Source organism: Flavihumibacter fluminis (assembly GCF_021491375.1).
Lineage (GTDB): Bacteria > Bacteroidota > Bacteroidia > Chitinophagales > Chitinophagaceae > Flavihumibacter > Flavihumibacter fluminis.
Map to the genome: position 1 here is coordinate 1070877 of NZ_JAKEVY010000002.1, position 24898 is coordinate 1095774.

At 45.1% G+C, this 24898-nt stretch carries 16 protein-coding genes and 1 tRNA gene; 10 read left to right on the forward strand and 7 right to left on the reverse strand.

What is annotated here, in order from left to right; translation table 11 throughout:
• Nucleotides 1–105: 105 nt before the first annotated feature.
• Entirely contained in the window at nt 106–1692 is a 1587-nt protein-coding gene (locus tag L0U88_RS10885) for an ATP-binding cassette domain-containing protein (protein ID WP_234866079.1), read from the forward strand.
• Between the two features lie 50 nt (nt 1693–1742).
• Here L0U88_RS10885 and L0U88_RS10890 read toward each other — a convergent pair.
• Nucleotides 1743–1816: transfer RNA gene (locus tag L0U88_RS10890), tRNA-Arg, on the reverse strand.
• Nucleotides 1817–1934: 118 nt separating this feature from the next.
• Here L0U88_RS10890 and L0U88_RS10895 point away from each other — a divergent pair.
• From L0U88_RS10895 to L0U88_RS10925, 7 genes are read left to right on the forward strand one after another with little or no spacing between them, the layout of a single operon-like run.
• Nucleotides 1935–2417 (forward strand): MarR family winged helix-turn-helix transcriptional regulator, encoded by a 483-nt coding sequence (locus tag L0U88_RS10895; protein ID WP_234866080.1) that lies wholly within the window; start codon nt 1935–1937, stop codon nt 2415–2417.
• Nucleotides 2414–3976 (forward strand): histidine ammonia-lyase, encoded by a 1563-nt coding sequence (hutH, locus tag L0U88_RS10900; RefSeq protein WP_234866081.1) that lies wholly within the window; start codon nt 2414–2416, stop codon nt 3974–3976. The genes L0U88_RS10895 and hutH overlap by 4 nt, the downstream gene beginning before the upstream one ends.
• A gap of 11 nt (nt 3977–3987) precedes the next feature.
• Nucleotides 3988–5649: a urocanate hydratase gene (gene hutU / locus L0U88_RS10905; protein WP_234866082.1), complete on the forward strand. Its 1662-nt coding sequence runs from the start codon at nt 3988–3990 to the stop codon at nt 5647–5649.
• Nucleotides 5646–7022: a UDP-N-acetylmuramate--L-alanine ligase gene (locus L0U88_RS10910; RefSeq protein WP_234866083.1), complete on the forward strand. Its 1377-nt coding sequence runs from the start codon at nt 5646–5648 to the stop codon at nt 7020–7022. Before hutU ends, L0U88_RS10910 begins: the two co-directional genes overlap by 4 nt.
• 1 nt (nt 7023) lies before the next feature.
• Nucleotides 7024–8259, forward strand: coding sequence for an imidazolonepropionase (gene hutI, locus L0U88_RS10915; RefSeq protein WP_234866084.1), 1236 nt, complete (start codon nt 7024–7026; stop codon nt 8257–8259).
• Nucleotides 8260–8286: 27 nt separating this feature from the next.
• A complete protein-coding gene (locus L0U88_RS10920; RefSeq protein WP_234866085.1) occupies nt 8287–9519 on the forward strand; it encodes a cation:proton antiporter in 1233 nt (410 codons plus the stop codon).
• A 12-nt stretch (nt 9520–9531) separates the two neighbouring features.
• Nucleotides 9532–10593: a formimidoylglutamase gene (locus L0U88_RS10925; protein WP_234866086.1), complete on the forward strand. Its 1062-nt coding sequence runs from the start codon at nt 9532–9534 to the stop codon at nt 10591–10593.
• On the opposite strand, the gene L0U88_RS10930 is transcribed toward L0U88_RS10925, so the two are convergent.
• Together L0U88_RS10930 and abc-f are read right to left on the reverse strand one after the other, a co-directional pair.
• Entirely contained in the window at nt 10590–12860 is a 2271-nt protein-coding gene (locus tag L0U88_RS10930; RefSeq protein WP_234866087.1) for a patatin-like phospholipase family protein, read from the reverse strand. The two genes, L0U88_RS10925 and L0U88_RS10930, sit on opposite strands and share 4 nt — an antisense overlap.
• An 11-nt stretch (nt 12861–12871) precedes the next feature.
• On the reverse strand, nt 12872–14812 hold the full coding sequence (abc-f, locus tag L0U88_RS10935) for a ribosomal protection-like ABC-F family protein (protein ID WP_234866088.1): 1941 nt from the start codon (nt 14810–14812) through the stop codon (nt 12872–12874).
• A gap of 91 nt (nt 14813–14903) precedes the next feature.
• Between abc-f and L0U88_RS10940 the strand changes: the two genes are divergently transcribed.
• Together L0U88_RS10940 and L0U88_RS10945 are read left to right on the forward strand one after the other, a co-directional pair.
• Nucleotides 14904–17261, forward strand: a complete 2358-nt coding sequence (locus L0U88_RS10940; RefSeq protein WP_234866089.1) for a TonB-dependent receptor — start codon at nt 14904–14906, stop codon at nt 17259–17261.
• Between the two features lie 66 nt (nt 17262–17327).
• Nucleotides 17328–18386, forward strand: coding sequence for an AI-2E family transporter (locus L0U88_RS10945; protein ID WP_234866090.1), 1059 nt, complete (start codon nt 17328–17330; stop codon nt 18384–18386).
• A 22-nt stretch (nt 18387–18408) separates the two neighbouring features.
• On the opposite strand, the gene L0U88_RS10950 is transcribed toward L0U88_RS10945, so the two are convergent.
• From L0U88_RS10950 to L0U88_RS10965, 4 genes are read right to left on the reverse strand one after another with little or no spacing between them, the layout of a single operon-like run.
• Entirely contained in the window at nt 18409–21585 is a 3177-nt protein-coding gene (locus L0U88_RS10950; RefSeq protein WP_234866091.1) for an efflux RND transporter permease subunit, read from the reverse strand.
• Nucleotides 21586–21597: 12 nt separating this feature from the next.
• Entirely contained in the window at nt 21598–22665 is a 1068-nt protein-coding gene (locus L0U88_RS10955) for an efflux RND transporter periplasmic adaptor subunit (RefSeq protein WP_234866092.1), read from the reverse strand.
• Nucleotides 22666–22672: 7 nt separating this feature from the next.
• Nucleotides 22673–24043, reverse strand: coding sequence for a TolC family protein (locus L0U88_RS10960; protein ID WP_234866093.1), 1371 nt, complete (start codon nt 24041–24043; stop codon nt 22673–22675).
• 13 nt (nt 24044–24056) lie between these two features.
• Nucleotides 24057–24689, reverse strand: a complete 633-nt coding sequence (locus L0U88_RS10965) for a TetR/AcrR family transcriptional regulator (RefSeq protein WP_234866094.1) — start codon at nt 24687–24689, stop codon at nt 24057–24059.
• Between the last annotated feature and the right edge of the window lie 209 nt (nt 24690–24898).

A 24898-nucleotide genomic window follows, 5' to 3' on the forward strand; every position in this document is an offset into this window, starting at 1 on the left:
ATTCTAAACAACCCCCTGGCAACGATGAAGAACTAACTTTTTTTCAGGCTAAGACATTTGCAGATGGTTTAAGTCTGCGCTTCTTTATTTTGAAAAGTTAGTTGTATGTTGTTTATACAGGACGGAAAGTTTGCTCATTCCAATCAATCTTTATTATTTGAGAACCTTCAACTGGTACTTCAGGCGAAGGAAAAAATGGCAATTATCGGTAAAAACGGTGTCGGAAAAACCACCTTGCTTCAGATTATTGCAGGCCATTTATCACTTAGTTCAGGAATCTTACAGCTAAAAACAGCTGCCTATTACGTACCACAGATAGCAGGACAATACAATCATATGACTGTGGCAGCTGCATTAAGGATCGAATCGAAATGGAAGGCTTTATCTGCCATTTTAAATGGAAAAATCACGGAGAAATTATATGAACAGTTGGACAACGACTGGCAATTGGAAGAACGTTGCAGGGAAGCCTTTACGTATTGGGGGCTACAGGAGTTGGAATTTAATCAATCCGTAGCCACCCTGAGCGGAGGGCAAAAAGCACGTTTGTTTCTTGCCGGATTGCAGGTTCACCAGCCAGCACTTGTATTGCTGGACGAACCAAGTAACCACCTGGATGCAGCTGGAAGGTCCTTATTATATGAATACATTCAAAACAGTAAGGTGGCGATGCTAGTAGTGAGTCACGATCGGCAGTTGTTAAATTTGATGAATGCAACAAGTGAGTTAACAGCCGGGGGGCTCATTTATTATGGAGGGAATTATGATTTTTATGAATCACAAAAGGATGTGGAGCTTCAGGCCCGGACTGCTGAATTGAATGAAAAAAGTAAAGCCGTCAGAAAGGCAAAGGAAACAGAGCGGTTAACAAAAGAAAGACAGCATAAATTAAATGTGAGGGGTAAAGCCCAAAAGGAAAAATCCGGCCTTGCAAAAATTATGATGAATACCCTAAGAAACAATGCGGAAAAGACAAGCGCTAAATTGAAAGACGTGCATGCCGGGAAAATCATCCAGTTAAAAGATGAATTAAAACAGATACAGTTAGCGTTGCCGGATCCCAATCAAATGCGGTTTGACTGGAAGGGATCTGGTCTGCATGCAGGAAAAAGATTGTTCGAAGCGATAGCAATTAATCATCAATACCAGCATAAAAAACTTTGGGAGCGTTCGATAGATCTACTTATCAACAGCGGCGAGCGATGGGCTATAAAAGGGAATAATGGAACCGGTAAAACCACTCTTTTGCAATTTATAACCGGTGCCCTTGAACCTGCAGAAGGTTTGGTTTACCGGTCAGATTTTAATGCGGTTTTTATTGACCAGGAGTATTCCATTGTTAACAGGAAGGAATCTGTTCAGGAATTGGCAAGATCATTTAATCAAACCGGGTTGGTTGAACATGAAATCAACCTTCGGTTACATAGATTTCTTTTTAAAAAAGAAAGCTGGGGAACCTGCTGCAAGGACCTGAGCGGGGGAGAGCGGATGCGTTTATTGTTGTGTTGCTTTATTATCGGTCAACGAGCTCCAGACATGATAATACTGGATGAGCCGACCAATAACCTCGATCTTGAGAACCTGGAAATTCTTACAAAAGCGCTTGAGCAGTATACCGGAACCCTGGTAGTAGTTTCACATGATACCCGATTCCTTGAAGAAATATCCATAGATCATGAAATAATTCTATGACCGGGGCTGCCGTGAAAAAAATAAGCCGCTTGGAAAGCGGCTTAAAACTGTGAACCGGATTGGATTCGAACCAATGACCTACTGCTTAGAAGGCAGTTGCTCTATCCAGCTGAGCTACCGGTCCCTCGGGGCGCAAAGATAATGGAATGCGGTTTTCAGGCAAAAAAATGATGTAAAATCTGGGCTTTGATGAGAATCCGGCTATATTTGTATAAGCGCTTATATAAATAAATCACAATTCCTTGAGCTTCTATCAACAAACCGGAGTACTCTTCTTTGGCAGCCGTCTGCGCCGGATCAGTGAATCCTTCCTGGCCGATGTCAACGCTGTTTATAAAAAACACCAAATCCGCTTCGATGCCGCGTGGTTTCCGGTATTTTACATGCTTTCACAAAAGGAAAGTCTATCTATCCGCGATATTTCCACCGAACTGGAAGTATCTCATTCTGCTGCCAGCCAGCTGATCAGTAAACTGCAGGAAAGGGGATTGATCAAAACCAGTTCCGACAAAGAAGATGGCCGGAAAAAAGTGGTGAGTTTCACACCAAAAGGGCAAAAACTCCTGAGACAGGTGGAACCCGTATGGAACGCTCTGCAATTGGCCATGGAAGAACTGCTACGGCAGTCTGATAGTACTACTCACCTGATGCAGGCAATTTCGGAAACTGAAACAGCTCTCCGGAAGCAATCCATCTTTAACCGAATCGAAAAACACCTGAAATGAATAAACGCTTTCAATATGGGGTGGACCACCTGACCATTGCTATCGCTTTGGGTATTGCCAATGGACAGATACAGGGGTACCTGGGACTGGAATCCATTCAGAAAATTCAGACAAGTGCTGCCGCTGTCAATCAGATTGTACAGGAAGGGCGTACTGTTTATGGGGTAAATACAGGTTTCGGGATCCTGGCCAATACGTCCATTTCAGAAGAAGACACCCGAACCCTGCAGTATAAAATTTTACAAAGTCACAGCGTGGGGGTGGGCAATCCGATCGCTCCGGAAATTGCCAAACTCATGTTGATCACCAAAGTACATGCCCTGGCCAAAGGTTTTTCCGGTGTGCAGCTCTCAACCCTGGAACGACTCTGCTGGATGATTGATAACGATATTATTCCCATTGTACCGGAAAAGGGTAGCGTAGGTGCCAGTGGCGACCTTGCTCCATTGTCTCATCTTTGCCTCCCTCTTATCGGATTGGGTGAACTAACTGTCAGGGGTAAACGACGGGCTGCTGCAGATGTGCTGATTGAATATGACCTGGAACCGGTTCAACTGGGGCCCAAAGAAGGACTGGCACTGATCAATGGCACTCAATTTATTCTGGCCCATGCAGTGAAAGCAGTAGAGCGATTTCAAAACTGCCTCGATGCCGCTGATATCATAGGCGCCATGAGCCTTGAGTCGCTTACCGGTACAAAGGCCCCATTTGAGTCTGCCCTTCACGAATTGAGGCCCTTTGCAGGAAATCAGTATGTTGCACATCGCTTGCGCTTGTTGTTGAAGGATTCTGAGATTATGGACAGTCATATTGATTGCGGTCGTGTGCAGGATCCCTATTCTCTCCGTTGTATGCCCCAGGTGCACGGAGCCTCCCGGAATGCCTGGCTGCACCTGAAAGAACTTACGGAAACTGAATTGAATTCTGTAACGGATAACCCCATCGTGCTGGATGCCAACCATACAATCAGTGGTGGTAATTTCCACGGGCAACCCCTTGCGCTTCCCCTTGATTATAACTGCTTTGCTGCTGCTGAAATTGGTAATATCTCTGATCGCAGATGTTATCTGTTGCTGGAAGGGAAGTGGGGTTTACCTATGTTGTTGATGAACAACGTGGGACTCAACAGCGGATTTATGATTCCTCAATACACCACAGCTGCTCTTGTTACTGAAAACAAAACCCTCTGTTTTCCGGCCTGCGCAGATAGTATTCCCACTTCACTGGGGCAGGAAGACCATGTGAGCATGGGTAGCATCAGCGGTCGCAAGCTCAACCAGGTGATCGATAACCTGGAAACGATTCTGGCAATTGAACTCATGAGCGCATGCCAGGCAATAGAATTCCGCCGGCCGCTGAAAAGCAGTCCGGTGCTTGAATTTGCGCATGATCATGTACGTGAGTATGTAAGTTTTGCCTCAGAAGACCGGATTTTCGCCCGTGATATTGAACGTATAAATGAACTGATCCGGAATCAGTCATTTGTAAAAGAAGTTCATCGGTTTGCAGATAGCAGGGGTGTATCAATGACCGAAGGTTTCCCATCTTTCAACATGTAAAACGTTCCATTATGTCTATAGCTGCTCCAAAACGTTGTAAAGGCTGGCTCCAGGAAGCCGCCCTGCTGATGTTACTCAATAACCTGCATCCGGATGTTGCCGAACGCCCTGAAGAGCTGATTGTTTATGGAGGCCGGGGCAAAGCAGCCCGTAACCAGGAAGCACTGGACCTTATCATAAAAGCACTGGAACACCTGGAAAACGATGAATCTCTGCTGATCCAGAGCGGCAAGCCGGTTGCGATCCTGCAAACGCATGAGGATGCTCCCCGGGTATTGATCTCCAACTCCCAACTGGTACCTAACTGGGCCACCTGGGAACATTTTGATGAACTTGAAAAAAAGGGACTCATGATGTATGGCCAGATGACGGCGGGTTCCTGGATTTATATCGGTTCACAGGGGATCGTTCAGGGCACTTATGAAACCTATGCCGCTGTGGCAGCCAAACATTTTGGAGGGAGTTTGAAAGGAACCCTTAACGTTACCGCCGGACTAGGTGGTATGGGAGGTGCACAACCGCTCGCTATCACTATGAATGAAGGAGTGGCTCTGATTGCAGAAGTGGAAGAATGGCGGATAGATAAGCGCCTGGAGACCCGTTATCTGGATTATAAAATAAAGGACCTGGATGCAGCCATCGACCGGGCCCTGGAAGCAAAGGCGAAAGGAGAAGCCATTTCCATTGGTGTTCATGCCAATGCCGTTCATCTTCTTGCAAGATTACTTGAACGTAATGTAGTGCCAGATACGTTGACAGATCAAACTTCGGCGCATGATCCATTGATTGGTTATATTCCGCATACTATTTCATTGGCCGAAGCCAATCAGCTTCGTCAATCCAACCCCGATGCCTACCTGAAGTTATCCTATGCCAGCATGCACCAGCATGTGGCTTATATGCTGGATTTACAAAAACATGGTGCCATCACCTTTGACTATGGCAATAATATCCGTGCCAGGGCAAAAGAAGATGGGCTGGAAAATGCATTTGATTTCCCGGGATTTGTTCCTGCCTATATCAGGCCTCTTTTCTGTGAAGGGAAAGGACCATTCCGCTGGGCTGCACTTAGTGGAGATCCGGCTGATATTGCAGTAACCGACCAGGTTATAGCGGATATGTTCCCGGAAAACGAATCATTACAGCGCTGGTTGAAACTGGCCAAAGAACGAATCGCTTTTCAGGGACTTCCGGCACGCATTTGCTGGCTGGGACAAGGAGAAAGGGAGAAAGCCGGACTTGCTTTCAATGAATTAGTACGAACCGGAAAAGTAAAAGCCCCGATCGTGATTGGTCGTGATCACCTTGATACCGGTTCGGTAGCAAGCCCCAATCGTGAAACCGAAGCCATGCTGGATGGCTCCGATGCAGTGGCCGATTGGCCGCTTCTGAATGCGCTCCTGAATACCGCAGGTGGAGCTTCCTGGGTCAGCCTGCACCATGGTGGTGGAGTAGGGATGGGGTACAGCATCCATGCGGGTATGGTAATTGTGGCGGATGGTACGGATACTGCTGAGCGAAGACTGGCCCGTGTATTACGGAATGATCCCGGCATTGGTGTCATCCGGCATGCCGATGCGGGTTATGATATCGCCAAAGATGTGGCCCGAAAGCACCGGCTCGACCTGAAAGAAAAGCTTGCTATCTTCACGCCTTCCAAATCCTCGAAATGATTCAGACCATTAATGATTTTCAACGTGTGTTTTTTATAGGTGTAGCCGGTACAGGCATGAGTGCCATCGCGCAATACCTAAAGGGTATAGGTAAAGAAGTAGCAGGTTCCGATCGGTATTTCAAACCCGGTGAAAACAATGAAACCCGCACCCGTCTGGAAGCCGAAGGCATTCTCTGTTTTGAACAGGATGGCTCCGGAATTCTTCCTACAACTGACCTGGTGGTGGTTTCCACAGCAGTAGAGGACACCGTTGCTGAAGTGATCAAGGCAAAATCACTGGATATTCCGATTATTCGTCGCAGTGAATTACTGGCAATAATCGCAAAAAGCAAAAAAACCATTGCCGTTGGTGGCACTTCCGGTAAGTCGACAACCAGTGCCATGTTGTTTGATATCCTGCAATATGCGGGTCTCGAACCCAGTATCATCAGTGGAGCCGGCCTGGTAAGCATCATACGGGAAGGAAAGATCGGAAATGCAAAAGTCGGTAAAGGCGATTGGCTGGTAATCGAAGCGGATGAAAGTGATGGTTCCATTGTGCAATATTATCCATCCATAGGACTGCTGTTAAACGTGGACAAGGATCATAAAGAAATTGATTCGCTGCTGGACATCTTTGCTACGTTTAAGCGTAACAGTGAGTTGTTTGTAGTGAATCAGTCGCACCCATTGGCTGCTCCCTTATCGCAGGATCTCAGCCTGGATTTCAGTTGGGATGTTGAGCGGTCTGCCGGCTTTATGGCGCGTGATTTCAAACAGGAGGGACTCAGCATTTCCTTCACAATCAACAATACTCCCTTTCAATTAAAATTGGTTGGAAGACACAATATGGAGAATGCACTGGCTGCTGCTACTGTTGCAGCACATGTTGGTGTGGACCTGACAAAAGCTGCGGAAGCACTGGAACAATATGAAGGAATTTACAGGCGTAACCAGGTATTGGGACAAAAAAACGGCGTGTGGCTGATGGACGATTACGCACATAACCCTGCTAAATGTGCGGCAAGTATCCGATCCTGCCAACCACTTGCCAATAAAGTCGTAGCCTGGTTCCAACCTCATGGGTATGGCCCCACTCGTTTTCTGCGTGCAGATTTTGTAAAAGAAATTGCAGAAGCACTGCGTCCACAGGATGAGATCTGGATGAGTGAGATCTTTTATGCAGGTGGAACGGCTACCAAAGATATTTCAGCGAATGACCTGATCAATGATATCCGGCAACTTGGTAAAGCAGCCTTTTTTGTGGAAGACAGAAATGATTTTGTGCATACTGTACGGTCACACTTAACCGAAAATACGGTTCTGTTATTAATGGGCGCTCGTGATCCCAGTCTCGAATATTTTGCTCAGCAGGTTTGGAATGAATTATAAAATGCGAATACTGTTTCGTCATATCAAGTCATTAGTTGGCATTGGTCAACCGGATGCGCCGCTACGGGGTGATGAACTGGCCATGCTTCCATCCCTTGAAAACGCCTGGTTGCTTATTGAAGACGAATGCATTCATAGTTACGGCAGGGAAGAGGAGCAGGCACCTCCGGCATCGGATCGGATACTTAATTGCTCTAATCGGTTTATCCTTCCATCGTTTTGTGATTCGCATACGCACCTGGTGTTTGCCGGCAGCCGGGAAGCTGAATTTGTAGATAAAATAAAGGGAAAAACCTATGCTGAGATAGCAGCAAAAGGCGGTGGAATCCATGCATCCGCAGGCAAGTTGGCAGCCATGCCGGAAGAACAGCTGTTTCGGGAGTCGATGATAAAACTGGATAAAATCGCAGCAGCCGGAACAGGCGCAATTGAAATTAAAAGCGGATATGGGTTAACGGTAGATGCTGAATTAAAAATGCTTCGGGTCATCAAACAATTGAAAATTCATCACCGCCTGCCAATAAAAGCGACTTTTCTTGGAGCTCATGCAATTCCTCCGGAGTTCAAAGAGGATCGTGAAGCTTATATCCGGTTACTCATTAAGGATATATTGCCAGTGATCCGTGAAGAAAAGCTGGCAGATTATGTGGATGTTTTCTGTGAGAAAGGATTTTTCACACCGGAAGAAACCATCCGGATTTGCGAAGCAGGTAAAAGCATCGGACTTATTCCCAAGATACATGCCAACCAGTTAAACGTTTCCGGAGGGGTACAGGCAGGTATCCAAGTAGGAGCCCTTTCAGTGGATCATCTGGAATCAATGGATGAAGAAGCGATAACAGCTTTGGCTGCTTCTTCAACGATTGGTACCCTTCTGCCCGGTGCAGCCTATTTTCTCCGGATGCCCTATCCTCCGGCGCGTGAACTGATGAAAGCCGGTGCAGCCCTCGCCCTTGCCTCAGATTATAACCCGGGCTCATCACCTTCCTTCAATATGCAGCAGGTTTTCTCAATGGCCTGTATCCAGCTTCGCATGTTGCCCGAAGAAGCATTGCAGGCAACTACCATCAATGGCGCATTTGCCATGCAATTGGAAAAGCAAGCCGGTTCGATTTACCCTGGAAAATGGGCGAATCTGTTGCTCACCCGAACCATACCATCCCTTGCTTATTTACCCTATGCTTTTGGTGAATCCTGCATCGAACAGGTTTATCTGAAAGGCAGCCCGATAAAATAATACCATCTCCATTCTGTATATTACAATATGGAATCCATTCAATCCGAATTATTACTGATCGTTTTATGTTGTGTTGTAGTTGTGTCCTACCTGTTTTCAATCGGTAGCCGGTACATCCGGATACCCTCTGTATTATTATTATTATTGGCTGGGATGGGTATCCGACTGATTGCTGAAGCCTATGAATATGAACTGAACGTACCTCTTTTGGTGGTGGAATCTTTAGGTGTGGTAGGTCTTATCATGATCGTGCTCGAAGCAGGCCTGGATCTGGAACTAAAATCGTCACGAATCAAATTAATTCGCGACTCCTTTCTTTCGGCCCTCATAATCCTCTTACTTTCCACCTCCCTTATAAGCTATATATTATACGAATACCTGCAACAGCCGCTTCTGAATTGTATCGTTTATGCAATACCGCTTTCCATTATCAGCAGCTCCATTGTTTTACCCAGCCTGCATGCCCTGACAGAAGAAAAAAAGGATTTCCTGGTATACGAAGCCTCCTTTTCGGATATCCTGGGTATCATGTTGTTCAATTATTTCGCATCTCCTGAGATCTTTTCCCTGAAATCAATTGGTGTTTTCTCCGGGAATCTGCTGCTTAGTATTCTCTTATCCGGACTGGTATCCATCCTGCTTTTGTTCATTATGACCCGCACTAAACTGTCTATAAAATTTTTCCTGGTCTTCTCTCTATTGGTATTGATCTACGCGGGGGGAAAAATGTTGCACCTGCCTTCGCTGATTATTATACTGGCTTTTGGTCTCATGATCAACAACTGGCATCTGTTCAAATCGGTGCCCTGGATCCAGCAACAGTTTCCACAGGAACAGGTAAATAATTTAAACCAGTTACTTCATTCCATTACAGCTGAGTCTTCTTTTTTAATACGTACTTTCTTTTTTATTCTCTTTGGTTTTTCCATCGACTTCAATATGATGTTGCAGAATGAAGTAATGAAGGTTGGAGGGATAATCGTTCTCAGCCTCTTTGCCGTACGCTTCCTGTATTTCCGCTTTTTTCTCAAGACCAATGTATTCCCGGAAGTCTTTTTCATCCCGCGCGGCCTTATTACGATTGTACTGTTTTATAAAATTCCCCAGGAAATGAAACTTGCCAATTTCAACGAGGGAATACTTTTTTTTATCATTCTGGTAACCGGCGCAATTATGACCCTGGGTATGCTGTTTTACAAGAAAAAGCCTTCAGAATTGGTGGAAGAGCCGGCTTTTTCAGATCGAACTGATATTTTTTAACCATGCTGCCATATGAATCATTTTAAATTTTATAACAAGGAAGATATCCTCTATCTGACCCGCCTTCGAAGATTCGAAACCAAATTGGGGGAACGTTTGCAGGTAATAACGCATCCTGATCAGTTTGAAGAAAAACTGCATAAATGCCAGGCAAATTATATTCTGTTCGGCATACCGGAAGATATTGGTGTAAAAGCCAATTATGGGAAAGGAGGAACGGATTCCGCGTGGCTTCCTTTTCTCAGCAGTCTGCTAAATATGCAGAGTAATGATTTTCTATCGGGAGAAGAAATTCTCCTGTTGGGACATTTTGATTTCGGCGACCTTCAATACCTCATTGAAAATCATGCTCGTTCAGCAGAAGAAAAGATTGAAGCCTACCGGCATGCCGTAAACCAGATTGATGAGGAAGTGGAGCAACTTACCAAACAAATCACTGCAGCCGGAAAAATCCCTATTGCAATTGGGGGTGGTCACAACAATGCTTACCCGCTGATCAAAGGTGCAGCCAAAGGCCTTTTGAAATCTGGTCGGCTTCCGCTGGCACAGATCAATGCCATCAACCTGGATGCACATACCGATTTTCGTCCCGCTGAAGGCCGTCATTCCGGCAACGGTTTTCGTTATGCAGAGGAAGATGGCTATCTACAGAAATACTGCGTGATTGGAGTAAAAGAAGCTTATATACAACAAAATGTATGGTTGGATTTTGTCAATAATCCTTTCCTTGATCTGATTACATACGAAGATATTTTCCTGCAGGAAAAACGAAATTTCTTGCAGGCAGTGGCGCATTCAACCAACTTCCTGGACGAAAATTATTGCGGCATTGAACTCGACCTAGATGTAATTGAAGAAACACTTTCCAGTGCCTGCTCTGCTTCAGGTGTTACTGTACTACAGGCCAGAAAATACATTCAGTTTACAGCACAGGATCTTAAACCAGCCTATCTTCATATCTGTGAGGGCGCAGCCCAATTGAGCGATGGAAGAAAAAATGACAACATCGGTCAATTAATCGCCTATCTGGTTTCAGATTTTATAAAAGCAAGGATGGACCTGAAAACAATCTAGAACATTTGTCGGGAAAACCTGAAACCAAGATTTACGTAGTTGCGTATAAACCGCGACTGGCCACCATACATAAGACTGAATTCAAGCGGACCGATCGGGGAATCTATACCTAACGTAAAAGCATAACCGCTTAACAGGCGATTCGATTGTGCCTCGATAGGTTGTTTCAGAAAACTGGTGTACATCAGGTTGAAAGTAAGAGCGGTATAAACAGCTCCTGTTATCTGGTAACGCCAGTTGGCAGCCCCTTTTATCAAACTGTTGGTTGTAAGAGCGGCGTCCTGAATACCGGCAAAACTTACCTGGTTGCGCATAATGGGTTTCATTCCACCCACGAGGAAATCGTGGAATAAAAATTGCGAAGCATTGAAATTGCCCGCTGCTTCACCTTGCAGTGTTAAATACGATCGTTTGCGAATCGGTATTACTTTTTGTATCTGGAAACGGAGTCGGGCAAAACTTCCGAAAGACAAACCGATGGAATCAATATTAAGTATTGGCTCACCTGCCACATAAAAAATAGCATTGGGTTGTTGTGCAAAAATAATGGAAGGCTCAAAAAGGGTATAGGTGCCTCTCCTTGGAAGAAAAAGCCGGTCGTGTGAATTGTATTCATATCGGAGATACCCTTGCAAATAACGAATTCTACCTTCAACCGTTTGCAGCGCTTCCGTCAGTGGTTTAAAGGAGGCTCTTTCCCAATGAATTCCGAGGGCATATGACTGTCTTCTTTTATAGGCAAGTTGAAGGCGGGTATCAATCGAAGTACTCAACTCTCTACCAAGCCCGCTTGCTTTATAATTGTTGTAGGTTGGAAATTCCTGTCGCTCAAAATAATACTCCGATATCCAGGCCAAAGGCACTTTGGGTGTACCAAATACCTGGCTGTGTTCAGCCCGGAAACGGAAATTTTCCGATATAGCAGCCCCGATTGAGGTTCGGCTTTGTTTGCCCAGGTAATCGCGAAAACTCAGGTTCACGATCAGGCTCATATCGCTCAAGGTGTTGAAATGAACAGCCAGCTTCGCAGTAACTGGAGCATTTTCTTCTGCAATCAAATGCATGTCCGCTACACCTTCTTCTCCTTCAACAGGTTCCAGTTGGTAATACAAGCGATTGAAATAACGGGTTCCATAGGCCTGCCTGATGGCATCCTCCATTTCTTTCACCGTATACGCAGAGCCTTCTTTCAGTCCCAGCATCCTTCGTAAAAAGGGTTTAGTAATATAGCGCAGGCTATCGTTGATTATGTGACGAATGGTGACTTTTTCCCGTACCAGGGGAAATTCCACTTTCGCAGGCGGACCATAAATTGCATTCAGGCTATCAGCCAGTTTTTTAAAATAGGGATAATGCAGGTCTCCCATCTGCAAACCTATGGCAAGGATACTGTCGCTCGAGTTAAAGCTCCCTGCTGTGAAGTTGGATACCGGGTGTTCAATATAATAATCCGTCAGTGCCACTTCCTGCTTACTCAGATTTGCTTCTTTAAAGAAGGCAATCTGCATCAGGATCTGAACGGGGGAAGTGATTTTTTCAGCTGATAACAGTCCACTGCTTACGCTGCTGCCGATTACGATTTCCGCACCCATATTCCGCACATCACTAACCGGGAAATTGCGGATCAGTCCACCATCCACCAGTTTTTTACCATCTAGTTCTACCGCAGTAAATACGGAAGGAATGGCCATGCTGGAGCGAACAGCTGATATCAGATCACCCCGGTCAAGTACAACCGCATCTCCAGTTTCCAGATCTGTTGCGATACATTTAAAGGGGCGCTTAAACTGGTTGAAATCTTTGACTCCATAAACCGGGTTGTAGAGTTCATTGAATTTTAGCCAGAGTTCTTCCGCTTCCAATACACCGGATGGAATACGGAATCTGCCATTTTCCATAGGTAGTTCCAGCGCGTACCGTCCATACTCATTTTTTTCTTCCATGATAAAAGCCTGCAGTGAGGAGCGGTTGCTGAGCAACACATTCCAATCCATGTTGCGGGCAATTTGTAAGATGGAATCACCGGAATATCCGATAGCATACAAACTTCCCACAATGGCTCCCATGGAAGTACCGGTTACATAATCAATCTGTAAGCCTGCTGAATCTATTGCTTTAAGAATACCAATATGCGCAAGTCCTTTTGCTCCACCGCCACTGAGTGTAAGCCCGATCTTTGGTCGCTGCTTGCCTGTTTGAGCCTGCAGGTTATAGTAAGGAGTAAATAGAAGCAGAAGGATAATCCCGGAGATCCACCATGGTTTCATACACCATGAAGTTAGTCCATTTCTGTTTCCATCGAAAGGATCTTTTCAAACAAAGTTTCATACTCCTGGTTCAGCAGTTCTAATGCCTCGCCGTTTTTTTTGTAAGCTGATTCCGCTGTCGCAAATTTCTGTTTATCCGAATACGTAGACGGATCTGCCAGCGCTGCTTCCAGTTTGACTTTTTCTTCTTTCAGTCGGGCGATCTTTTCCTCTACCTGGTTAAACTGTCGCTGTACTTTCTGTAATTCCTTCTTCTGCTCACGATTTAAAACCGGTGCTGCAGGTTTGATTTCGATTATCTGCTGAACAACCGGAGCCGCCACTTCCTTCACTTCTTTCTGTTCGCGCTGTTTTGCCATGCGTTCTTTCCAGTCTACCCATTCAGCATAGGTTCCTTTAAATTCCTTGATCTGGTGATCTTCGATTTCCCAGATCTTATTCGCCGCTTTGGAAATAAAATAACGATCGTGACTTACCAGGATTAAACTCCCTTCATATTTATTTAACGACTCAACCAGCAATTCCACAGAATGCATATCCAGGTGGTTGGTCGGTTCGTCAAGCATCAGGAAATTGGCTTTGCTGACGATGGTTTTAGCCAACGCTACCCTGGCTTTTTCACCTCCACTGAGTACCCTGATTTTTTTATCGGTGTCATCACCACTGAATAAAAAGCATCCCAGCAGTGTGCGTAATTCCTGTTCGGTTTTCTGACTGCCACAGGTTTTCATTTCCTCCAGCAGTGTATTGTTGATATCAAGTGCTTCCAACTGGTGCTGGGCATAAAACGCTTCTTCCACATTGTGACCCCACTTGCGTTCGCCATCAAATTTTTCAATGCCTGCAATGATTCGCAACAGGGTTGATTTTCCCTTTCCGTTGGCACCAATTAATGCAATTTTGTCGCCCCGTTCAATTTCAGCAGAACTGTTTTCAACAATGATATTATTGCCGTATTTTTTTGTGACATTTTTGAGTTCTACCAGGATTTTACCCGGAGTTTTATCAATTCTGAAATTGATCTTGATATTGGGGCGTTCAATTTCTACCTCCTCAATCCGATCCAACTTATCCAGTCGCTTCATTGCACTCTGGGCCTGTGCAGCCTTGGTAGCTTTAGCACGGAAACGTTCAATGAATCGTTCCTGCTGGCGGATGTATTCCTGCTGGTTTTCAAATGCCCGTTGTTGTAATTCCACCCGAAGGGCCTTTTCAGTTTCGTAGAATTCGTAGTTGCCGGAATAAATATGCAATTGCCGCTGGTACACTTCCACGATTTTGGTGACCATACGATTGAGGAAAAACTTATCGTGACTTACAATTACCACAGAACCCTTATAATGCAACAAATATTTTTCCAGCCACTCAATGGAAGGGAGGTCGAGGTGGTTGGTCGGCTCGTCAAGTAATAATAAATCCGGTTGTTGCAGGATCATCTTCGCCAGTAGAACCCGCATCCGCCATCCTCCGCTGAATTCCTGGTAGGGACGGGCCAGGTCTTCCTGTGAAAAGCCCAATCCGTGCAATACTTCTTCGGTACGATGGTGAATATCATATCCACCCAGGGTTTCCAGTTCGTGCAGTTTATCGGAATACAGGTGAAGCGTTTTTTCATCCCCGGTTCTTTCCAGCTCTTTGCCTAATTCTTCAATTTCCTTTTCCAGTTGCTGAACCCGTTCAAAAGCAGTCAGGGCCACTTCCAGGATGGATTGTGTGGTTTCAAAACTGAGCAGGTCCTGGTGCAGGTAACCGATAGTGGTACCCCTGCTTCTTTCCACAGTACCGGCAGATGGCTGGTATTCACCAACAATCAGCTTGAGCAGGGTGGACTTACCGGTGCCATTGTAACCGATCAGGCCTATTCGCTCATTGGGCTGGATATGCCAGGTTGCTTCGGATACAATGACCCGCGCACCAAATTCAAACGTAACATTCTGTAATCCTACTAACATGGGCCGCAAAGTTAAAATAATTGCCGCTTTCCGGTGTAAAATATGAACCATGTATCCAGGTTTTTGTTGAACAGCAGGTAGTTTTACAATCATGAACCGATTTATCCTCTGTTTTTTCCTGACCATTGCCTGTTTCGGCACCATCCGCGCCCAGCAAAAATTCACGCTTAGCGGTTATGTTAAAGATGCTCTTTCCGGTGAAAACCTGATTGGAGCCACTATTGCCATTAATGGTCAGGGCAAAGGCGTTAACAGCAATGCCTACGGTTTTTTTTCCATTACCCTTTCTGCAGGAACTTACCAGGTAAGTATTTCCTACACCGGTTATGAAACCCAAACCAGTAGTCTGCAACTTGATAAGGATGTTAATCTGTCAATCAATTTATCTCCCAGGATCGTTGCGAGTGAAGAAGTAATTGTATATGCTAAGCGGAAAGATGGGAATGTACGGGATGCACAGATGGGGAAAGTTGATCTAAGTATTAGTCAGATCAAATCCCTGCCAGCCATTTTTGGGGAAGTGGATGTACTCAAAACCCTCCAGTTGCTGCCGGGTGTAAGAAATGCCGGTGAAGGTAACGCCGGTTTTTATGTAAGGGGAGGAGGACCCGATCAGAACCTGGTGCTGCTGGATGATGCAGTAGTCTACAATTCAGGTCATTTGTTCGGATTCTTTTCCATCTTCAATTCGGATGCCATTAAAAATGTCAGTTTGATCAAAGGAGGAATGCCGGCACAGTACGGAGGCAGACTCTCTTCTGTGCTGGACATCACCATGAAAGACGGCAACATGAAAAAAATGGAAGTGGAAGGAGGAATTGGAGCCATTGCATCCAGGATAAATATCCAGGGACCCATTAAAAAGGACAAAGCCTCTTTTATCATTTCTGCCCGCAGAACGTATATTGACGCATTGGTAAAGCCTTTTGTCAAAAGAGAAAGTGCTTTTTATGGATCAGGCTATTATTTCTATGACCTGAACACCAAGGTGAATTATAAGTTTTCTGATAAAGACCGGATCTTCCTGAGTGGTTATTTTGGCAGGGATGTATTCACTTTCAACAACACCCAGCGTTCCTTCAGAGCCAATATCCCCTGGGGAAACGCAACCGCAACCCTTCGATGGAACCATCTTTTTCATAGAAAATTATTCTCCAATACCACACTCGTATTCAACGATTATAATTTCGCCTTCAATGGCACGCAAAACAACCTGACATTTAATGTGCAGTCGGGTATCCGCGATCTCTCCGCCAAATTCGATATGGATTATTATCCCGGATCTCAACACAAATTGAAATTTGGAGCACAATACACGCATCATACATTTAAACCGAACCTGGTTTCAGGGCGATCTGATTCTATTGATTTTACCCCAAACAACGCACAGCGTAAATTTGCAAGAGAGTCGGCTATTTATATCCAGGACGACTGGGATCTTACGGATCAGTTTCGTATCAGCGCCGGACTACGTTACAGTAATTTCACACAGGTTGGTGCTTATACTCGTTACCAGCGAGACGAAAATGGAAATAAAATAGACAGTGTTCAATATGGTAGAGGAGATCGGGTCCAGAATTACGGAGGCCTGGAACCCCGGCTCACCATGCGTTATAGTATCAATGATGCCAGTTCCGTAAAAGCATCGGTCTCCAGGAATTACCAGTACATACACCTGGTTACCAATGCAGGAAACACACTGCCTACTGATCTCTGGGTACCAAGTACGCTTTTTGTGCGACCACAATTAAGCTGGCAATATGCTGCAGGTTATTTTCGAAACTTTAAGAACAATACGTACGAAACCTCGGTAGAAGTCTACTACAAGCAGATGGAAAACCAGATCGAATATCGGGAGGGCTATACCCCTTCACTGGCAGACCCGGAAGAAGAATTTGTTTTTGGTGATGGCTGGAGTTATGGAGCAGAATTCTTCGTTCGCAAAAACACCGGCAGAATGACCGGATGGGTGGGTTATACGCTTAGCTGGACATACCGGAAATTCCCTGATTTGAATGATGGCCTTAAGTATCCTGCACGTTACGACAGACGGCATGATCTTTCCGCCGTAGCCTCCTATGAGCTCAATAAAAAATGGAAATTGTCAGCTGTATTTGTGTATGGAACTGGTAACGCCACAACTTTGCCAGAACGATTTTACCTCGTAAACGGGGTACTAACGCAGGAGTTTAGCCGAATTAATCAGTATCGTTTACCAGCCTACCACCGATTGGATTTTTCAGCTACCTATACCCCAATTCCTAAAAAGCCTCGCCGCATCAAAGGACATTGGGTATTCAGTATTTACAATGTTTACAGTCGCCTAAATCCTTATTTCCTTTATTTCGATCAGACAGGTTCTGCGCTGGATGGCACGCTGAAAGTAGATGCCCGACAGGTAAGTCTGTTCCCGATCATACCCAGTGTTACCTGGAATTTTAAATTGTAATGGGGAAAATTGTTCCGGTTTTCAACCAGCTTAACCGGGCATGATTTTTTTGAGGGACTGCTTAGTATGAAACCCAAGCCTTCCCTTTCCATTCTTTTTCAATACAGTTTACTGGTGTTTGTTACCGGTGGATTACTGGCGATTTTCGTATGGCAGTTCAATTTTTTTCTACTGATCTTTTCCAGCATTTTACTGTCCATATTATTTCATGCTATCTCTGTATGGATTGCAAAAAAGCTGAAACTTCGATATAGTTGGGCACTGGTTATCACACTTGTTTCTATTGCACTTGTACTAACCGGATTTTTTCTGATTGCCGGACCTTCTGTATCCAAACAACTGGATGAAATTTCTTCGACCCTTCCAAAATCGATCGATCAGCTTAAAAAGGCGATTCAATCGCATCCGGTTGGAAAAAAACTCATCAAAGAATTGCCTAAAGACCCGGGTAAAGCGGTTACTGAAAACAAGGATTTGCTCACCAAAGCCGCTTCTTATGTAGGTTCTTTTCTTGGCGTTTTAGGTAATATGCTGATTGTTCTAATAGCAGCAATCTTCCTGGCTGCATCACCAACAAACTATTTTAATGGATTGGTTCGCCTGTTTCCTGACAATAAAAAAAAGGCTGTCAGCAACCTGATTCGTCAAGTGTATCAAACACTGGCAACCTGGCTGGCTGCCAAATTCGGATCCATGTTGGTGGTGGGACTTGCTACCGGTATCGGGCTGGCTCTATTGGGAGTACCACTGGCTTTTATTCTTGCATTGATCGCTGCAGGATGTACATTCATTCCGTATATCGGTCCATACCTGGCACTCGTTCCTGCCGTTCTGGTGGGGTTGCTTGAAAGCCAGCAAATGGCTCTCTATATTGTTATTCTGTATTTCTCGATCCAGATTATTGAGAGCTATTTTATAACTCCTATAATTGAGAAGAAAATGGTTGAATTGCCTCCTGCCCTGGCATTGTTCTGGCAGGTATTGATGGGAATTCTGGCTGGTGCAATTGGGTTGTTGCTGGCAAGCCCGATTCTCGCTGCTTTACTAATCATTATTCAGGAAACCTATATCCGTAAAATAGAATACAGTTCGAAGCCTAGAGATAAAGAAGAAGCAGCCGTATAGCGACTGCTTCTCTTTTCATTCATCAAACCACATGTGTGGGTGTAAATCCATCCTGCGTGGGAGAGGGTGTATACTCTTCCACGATCAGCTCATCTATTGTTTTTTGTCCTTTCTTTTTATTCTTTGCTTTTTCCAACCAGCCATCAAATATGGCGTAGATCACAGGTACAATTACCAGGGTAAGGAACAGGGAGCTAATCAATCCGCCAATGATTACCCAGGCCAGGCCGTTTTTCCATTCTGCACCCGGACCCGATGCAATTGCAATAGGTAACATACCAAATACCATTGCGATGGTAGTCATCAGAATCGGACGTAATCTAGCATGGTTGGCCTGCACCAGGGCCTGGAAAGTAGATTCGCCTTCCGCTTTCCGGTGATTCGCAAAATCTACAATCATGATGGCGTTCTTTGCTACCAATCCAATTAACATGATGATACCCAAAATGGTAAAGATGTTTAATGAATTGTTGGTCAGTCCTAATGCGAGGAAAGCTCCGATAAAGGACAGGGGCACAGAGAACAATACAACAAATGGATATACAAAACTATCATACAGGCTTACCATCACCAGGTATACCAACAGAATAGCAGCAAGCAGGGCAATTCCCAATGTGCCAAATCCTTCACTCTGGTTTTCCATATCACCACCCCAGAGATAGTTCACACCCGTAGGCTTACGTAATTGGGAAAATGCCTGCTCCCATTCGGCCGCAATCGTACCGGTAGGGCGACCCACACTTTGTCCCTGTACGGTTACAGAGGGACTCTTATCCCTTCTTTCCAGCTGGCTAGGTCCGGATGTTTCCCGTATGGTCGCAAACTGGGAGAGTTTAACAGTCTGTCCCATATTGTTCACAAACTCAAGGTTGCTTACATCCTGCATATTCGAACGGGAAAAACTGCCGTAACGGATATTAATATCATACTCATATTCTCCGGCACGAAACTTTCCATCAGTATTGCCGTTGAAGGCAGTTTGCATGGTCAGTCCCACCGTTTGCATATTCAATCCAAGCGCTGCCATCTTATCACGATCTACCTGAACATTGATCTCCGGGTTACCCGATTCCACGGTTAATTTGGTTTCAGTTGCGCCTGGGATTTTTTTCAACAAAGCATGTGCTTCATTGGCAAAGGCCAGCGCACTGTCCAGATCCGATGCGGTTACCACCAATGCAAGTGGTGCCAGGTCTGCTGTACCCAACATGCCGATGGGTGTAGTTTTGATCTTGGCACCAACCAATACGTTTTCCAGTTCCCGTTTGATCTTCGCGGCATATACATAACTGTCATCCTTCCGAAGTTCCTTGGGTACCAGTTTAACTTTGATCTCTGATTTATATGCAGTGCTCTGGGATGCTCCCAGTCCTTCACTGGTTTGACCAACAGTAGTGATCAGGTCTACGATTTCAATTTTTTGTTGTAAGTATTTCTCTGCTTTTTGTGTCAGCTGATTGGTTTGTTCAATTGCTGCATCCTTGGGTAATTCAAGCTGCACAAGGAATTCCCCACGATCGCTTTTTGAAAAGAATTCAGAACCCACATATCCGGCGCCTACAATGTAGAAGGAAGAAAGGAACATCACCAATACCACTCCCAGGGTTATGCGCTTATGACGCAGGCTCCATGTCAGGATTCCACTGATCCAGTGGGTAAATCTGTCCAGTCCTTTTTCAAAACCAAGGATGATTCGTCCAAAGATTGTTTTACCTGTTAAGTGTTCCAGTTTACCGAAACGGGATGATAACCAGGGTACAATGGTAAAGGAAGAGAGCAGAGATAAAAGAGTAGAAATAATTACGGTTACACAGAACTGTTTGATGATATTCGATACCAGTCCGGTACTTAGTGCAATCGGTAGGAATACCACCACAATTACAAGTGTGATGGCCGTAACAGTAAAGCCAATTTCCTTGGTTCCATCCATAGCGGCACGCACCCGGTTTTTACCCATCTCCATGTGGCGATAAATATTTTCCAGTACAACGATTGCATCATCCACGAGGATACCAACAACCAGTGAAAGACCAAGCAAACTCATCAGGTTCAGTGTGTAGTCAAACAGCGCCATGCCAATAAAGGTCGCGATCAGGGATGCCGGGATGGACACCATCACAATGACCGCATTCCGCAAGCTGTGCAGGAAGAATAACATTACGAAAGCAACCAGTACAACTGCCAGCAGGAGGTCATGCACAACTGAATCAGCCGCTTCCAATGTAAATACAGTGCTGTCATTCGCGATATTCAGTTTCAGTTCATTGGCACTGTAATCCTGTTCCAGTCGTTGGATCTGTTTCTGCACTTCTTCACTCACTGCCACGGCATTGGCATCCGATTGTTTGATAATTTGAATAGTGATGGCATTCTGCTGGTTTACCCTAGCGATTTTTTCCACCTCCTTTTGACTGTCCTGCACATCTGCTACATCACCAAGCCGAACCTGGATTCCATTGTTGGAAACGATCACCAGGTTGCGTAACTCTTCTACGGTTTTATATTTTCCGGCCAGTCGAACCAGTATACTTTGTTCCCTCGTTTGTACGTTACCGGTAGGAAAGTCGAGGTTGGAACTCAGAATGGCCTGCTGAACCTGGGGAACGGATAATCCGAAACCTTTAATCTTTTGTGGGTCAAGACTCACCTGGATCTCGCGTTCCTGTCCACCCACCAGGTTCACTTGCGCCACACCGTTAACCCTTGATAAAACCGGACTGATCCGTTTATCTACCAGGTCAAAGAACTGGGCTTCTTCCAGTTTGGCGGATGCTGCCAGGGTCATAATAGGCAGATCGCTCAATGAGAATTTATTCAGAGAAGGAGGGTCTACATCATCCGGCAGATCTTTTAGTACTGCATTGATTTTGCGCTGTGCATCATTCAAAGCATAGTCGGCATCTGCCGTACTGTTAAGCGTAATCGTAACCAGGGATACATTCTCCAGTGATTTGGATTCCAGTTTTTTGATATTCTCCAAAGAGGCAACTGCGTCTTCAATTTTTTTAGTCACGGTATTTTCCACTTCACTGGGAGAGGCCCCGGGATAAATAGTGGAAACCGTGATCGCATTGGTCTCAAATTTCGGGATCAGCTCATAACCCAGTTGAGTATAGCTGAAGAGACCACCCAGGGTCAGGATCGTAAACAATACGATCACCAATGAGGGTCTTTTTATCGATAATTCTGCAATTTTCATGTTCCTTCTTTTTTACGGAATAATGGATACTTCGGTTCCGTTGGTTAAGTTGATTTGTCCGCTTGTAATTACCAGGTCACCTTCCTGAAGACCATCCAGAATTTCAACCTGATTATCCAACACCCGACCGCTGGTCAATTTTACCAGGGTAGCTTTATTATTACGTACTACAAATACCTCATTGCTGTTCACACTGCCTACGAATGCGGAGCGGGGAATCAACAATACGGGTTTTTGTTGCTCAAAATCAAATTCAGCTGTACCAAACATACCGGCTTTAATCAGGTTACCCGGATTGGCACCCAGGTCAATCTCAACGGGGAAATTCAGCGCCTGGTCGGCTTTAGCCGCGATAAATGAAATCTTTCCGGTGAAGTTTTTATCAGGGAAAACACTAACGGTAATCTTCACCTGCTTACCCACCTTAAGCTGTGCTACCTGTGCTTCATTTACATGCACTTTTAATTTCAGCTTTGAAATATTTACAATATCAAACAGGGGTGTTCCCGGTGATACAACAGATCCGGGCTCGATTTTACGTGCATTAATAAGCCCATCAATGGTAGCACGGATAGTAGCATCACCCAGGTTGATACCAGCCTGCTGTAATCTGGATTTGGCATTGGCCAGGTTCAATCGGGCCTGATCGAGTTGTTGCTGTGTAACGCCACCGGTTCGGAAAGCATTTTCATATCGCTGCAAATCGGTTTCCGCAGTTTTATAATTGGCTTCAGCAGTTTGCAGGTCTACATTTAACTGGTCAACACGAATGGTTGCAAGTGCCAGGCCTTTTCTAACATAATCACCTTCTTTCACCAGTACATTCACTACTCTTCCAGGCTTTTCAGCTGAAAATGATAATTCCTGGAAGGGCTCAAAATTTCCATTCGCAGTAAGCGCAATAGCCGGATTGGAAAATTGAACGGTGTCCACTCTTACTGCAACAGTGGCGTTGGTGGCTGCTACTATCGCAGTTTTTTCAGCTGCTTCGGCTTTGTTTTTTTTAAGAACGGTTACGATGGCATATAAAGAAGCGCCAATGATCAACACAGTCAGCAGTATTTTGCTATACTTTTTCATATACGATTTAGTTTACGAGTGAATTGAGTTTACCCTGTGTTTTCAGTACCTGAATTTCTGCAAGGCGGTAATCAAGCAGGGCGGTTGAATAATTATTTTGTGAGGTGGTAAGTGAGTTTTCAGCATCCAGTAAATCGGTTAGTGGCGCCAGTCCCTGGTCGTAGTTATTGCGGGTATTCGCATACACTTCTTTGGCCAGCTCCACATTTTCCAGTTGGTTATTCAGGGTGGTGATGGCATTCACCAGCTGCGCTTTGGCATTTTCATACGCCAGGTTCAACGCCCGTTCCTGAAGCTGAAGGTCTTCCTTAATTTTTCTTACCTGGATGTCGGCCTGTCTGATCCGGGCCCGGTTCCCAAATCCGGTAAAGATTGGAATACGCATGGTTACGCCCACATTGGAATAGTCGAACCAGTTCACGTTTTGTGATGGACCTTTGCCGATTGGGAATTTTCCACCCAGTCCCTGGTAACCATAGTTCCCATTTAAGCTGATGGTTGGAAAGGCGGCCGCTTTCACACTTTCTTTCTGGTATTCCAGTAGTTTCTCCTGCGTTTTCAGCAACTGGTAATCCGTCATGTTTTTCACTTCCGGAGCTTCTGCAATCATTGCAACACTTGGCTGAATGGCTTCCATGCTGGCTGCAGGCACAATGATAGTGCCGGCGATATCCATACCCATAAAAAACTTCAGGGTATTTTCCTGTATCTGCACCACATTCAATAATTGCTGGCGTTGTGCCTGCAGGTTGGATATATTCACGCGGGTGCGGTCTACATCGATTTTTTTTGCGAGCCCGTTTTTGTAGAGGCCATCGATTACTTCCAGCACTTTTCTGGAATTGGATATGGTACTATCCACCATGGCCATTTTTTGTCGCTGCACCAATAGTTGGTAATAATTCTGTGCAACCTGTTCAATCACCTGTTCGTCGGTGAGCTTTGCCATTACCTGGTAATATTCACGGGTGGTTTTGGCAGCTTTAAGCCCAGTGAATACAGATTTATCGAATATGTTCTGACTTAAAGAAATTACCGCATTGGCATTCCATTTTTGTCCGAATGGAATCAAAAGGGTAGTACCGGGCTGTCCAGCCAGGTCGCCTGGCACAGCACTTAACTGAAGAATCGGATTATAAGTAATGCCGCTGGTACCGGTTATCTGTGGCAGGGCCCTCGACTTTACTTCTTCGATCTGGTATTCGGCATTTTCTTCATCCAGTTTTGCTTTTCGAACATCGTTCTGATGTTTAAGCGCATACTGAATAGCTTTTGATAAGGTCAGTGATTCCTCCGGATCCTGTGCTTTCATATTATTGCCCACCAGCAGGAGTGCAAATGCGAGAAAGACGGTTAACCGGTTTGTTCTCGTTGTCATAGTTTATGCTGTATTAAATTGTCTGAGTTGATAAAGGAGATTTCCAATCATAACTGGCCAGCATGCCTTCCATTTCGGGAATCGCAGCAGGGGCAATAATGCCATAGAGGAAGAGATATACCGCCTGGCGAAACACTTCGTCTTTGGAGTAATCATTTACTAACTGTGCCGCATATTCGAAGTCTTTCTGAAGGTGCTGCTGCCAGATGCTCATCACCAGGGCCGGATGCAGGCTGCTTCGGAACACCCCTTCCTGAATGCCGTCTTGCAGTAATTGCTGAATCCGGCCGGTCAGGCTCTGTTCCAGTTTGAGGTTGAGCTCGATGTATTGAACAGGGTAGTGGCGGCGCAGGTCCAGGAAGAAATCGGGACTTACCTTCTTACAAAAACCTACCACATTGGAAATGAGTCCCAATAGTTTTTTCAGGTTGCTGATACCTGGATCATCCCAGGGTTGCAAGGATTCCTCGTATTCCTCCGCTACGCGCTTACAAACCTGGTCCACCAGTTCCTGGCGGCTGGGATAAAAGCGATACAGAGTCTTTTTGGAGATCCCCATTTGTGTGGAGAGGTCGTCCATGGTATACCGGCTGATACTTTGGGTAGTAAACACCTGGTGTACCGAATCCAGAATTTGTTGCTCCATGAATTTTCGACTATTTTGTTTAAGGGGTCAAAATTAAAATGAATATTCGTCCGAAATGATTAAATGGTCGAAAATCTTGTTAAAGAGTTGTGAAAGAAGTAGGTTAATCTTCGGCCAGGTTTGCTGAAAGGAGGTATAAATTCAGGTTGTAAAACTTGTAAATCAATGAGAAACAGAAAATACGCCCGAAACTTCCGGTATTTCTGTCG